This is a genomic window from Mycolicibacterium tusciae, from assembly GCF_002086795.1.
Lineage (GTDB): Bacteria > Actinomycetota > Actinomycetes > Mycobacteriales > Mycobacteriaceae > Mycobacterium > Mycobacterium tusciae.
The window spans coordinates 1-312 of the sequence record NZ_MVIM01000067.1 but is presented as its reverse complement, the minus strand read 5'-3'; the positions used below and the strand labels follow the sequence as shown (position 1 = coordinate 312).

1 protein-coding gene is annotated in these 312 nt (G+C 63.8%); it reads right to left on the bottom strand.

Annotated features, from left to right (window positions below):
* Window positions 1-312: phosphopantetheine-binding protein (locus BST47_RS30140; protein WP_133056271.1), on the bottom strand; the 312-nt coding region annotated here is incomplete at both ends.

The window sequence follows — 312 nt, the reverse complement described above, 5'->3', positions numbered from 1 at the left end:
GGCATGTTGTAGACCGGCGACGGCCCATGCAACTGATCGATGAACCACAACCGGCTCTGCGCAAACGACAACGGAACCACTTGGGGCCGAAGGACCTTGCGCAGGGGCTCGAGCCCAGTCCCCTCAACACCGATGAGCGGAGCCAGCGCAGCTACCGTTGGCGCCTCGAACAACACGCGCACCCCGAGGTGAGAATCCAAGCCCGCGTTCACCGCGGCGACCACCCGCATCGCCGAAATGCTGTCGCCGCCCAGTTCGAAGAACGAGTCATCGACCCCGACCCGCTCCAAACCCAGCACCTGGGCATAAATG